Genomic DNA, 1,533 nt, shown 5'->3' on the forward strand with positions numbered 1-1,533 from the left:
AATAAGCGAATGATCGAAGAAAAAAATTCCAATGGGACTTTTATGTCTACATATGGTATGAAGAGACATATATGAAAAGGGGGAGAAAAACATTAAAGGAATAAGTATGCTATTAATTGCGATTATACTATGGGGGATAGCAATTGCTCCGACAAAATGGGCGTTAGAGTCAATTCAGCCATTCACCCTATTATTTCTTCGTCTTTGCTTTGCTGGCGGGATATGTCTATTGTTTTTTTTTCAGCAGCTACGAAAAAGTATTGTTAATAGGGATGTTCCGTGGAAAAGGATAAGCGTATTATCTTTTACTGGTGTGGCGGGATATTTTATGTTTACCTCGTATGGGATTTCTTTAACAAGTGGATTACATGTTAGCATCATTGATGCTGCTTTACCTTTAGTTACAATTATTTTCTCGGCACTGTTTTTAAAAGAAAAGATTCAGTTAAACTATTGGATTGGAATTATATTAGGTTTTATAGGAGTAATATGTATTACCATTCCATCTGGTAATGATAATCAAAGCGCTTCTCTAGTTGGGGACATACTTATTTTATTAAGTACTTTTTTATTTGCTTTCTATACAATATTATTAAAAAGACCAAAACAAGAAAAGAATCTATCAAACGAAGTATTTACAACGTTAACATTAATCATAGGGGCAATCATTCTATTCCCCTTTGCAGTTATCGAAACTTTTTATTATGGTCTACCTCAAATAGAAACATGGAAGACAGGGCTTAGTTTTACATACCTTGTTGTTTGTGCAACAATCCTAGCTTATTGGTTTTGGAATAAGGCACTAGAAAGAATTTCGGCATCAGTAAGTGGGTTGTATTTAAATGCTTTACCACTTATAAGTATTATTGCTTCGGTTATTTTATTAAAAGAATCTTTAACATGGAAGATATTAATAGGAGGATGTCTAGTTTTATTTGGGGTTATCTGGGCGGATAAAGGTAAATTAAGTACTCTAATGAAATCCGTTGATCGACAAACTACAGAAGATAGGAAGTACAAAACATATTAATGCCAGAATATGAAAGGGGGGATGCATCGAATGGCATGCCCTCTTTTTAGTTGGTTTAGAGGAGCATACAGGAAGAGTAGGGAACCCGTGTAATACAATACTAAATTATACATTTATATACTGCATTTATAATAATGAACAAAGGGATGATAATCCAAGGATGTTTGAAGTGAAATTATTTGATAAAAAACAAATTGCTAATGAAGTATTGCCATTCTTTTGACTCTGAAATAGAATGAAGGCTCCTTGAGTACGCATTTATAATATCTAGTAGGGATAAATAGTTTTACTTTTTTCTCTTTTAGAGGTACTGAGTCTATAGGAATGGAAAGGGTGTATGAATAAAAGATTAATAATCTGTGAGTGTTTATCTATAAAAGAGATAAAAAACAATTTTTTATATAAAAATCATTGACTATTTCAATATACAGGTGTAATATTATACGAGTCGCCGATAGCAACAACGAAAAACGCGACAAACGAAATAAAAAACTTAGTTGACA

General features: G+C 32.2%; 1 protein-coding gene. It reads left to right on the forward strand.

From position 1 onward, the window contains the following. Positions 1–106: 106 nt before the first annotated feature. A complete protein-coding gene (locus BPMYX0001_RS24855) occupies positions 107–1,030 on the forward strand; it encodes a DMT family transporter (RefSeq protein ID WP_006096945.1) in 924 nt (307 codons plus the stop codon). Positions 1,031–1,533 lie beyond the last annotated feature (503 nt).

The sequence above is a fragment of the Bacillus pseudomycoides DSM 12442 genome, from assembly GCF_000161455.1.
Classification (GTDB): domain Bacteria; phylum Bacillota; class Bacilli; order Bacillales; family Bacillaceae_G; genus Bacillus_A; species Bacillus_A pseudomycoides.

Bases quoted from the DNA above. Each gene is read 5' to 3' on its own strand.
- BPMYX0001_RS24855 (WP_006096945.1), top strand. From the start codon at position 107: ATGCTATTAATTGCGATTATACTATGGGGGATAGCAATTGCTCCGACA.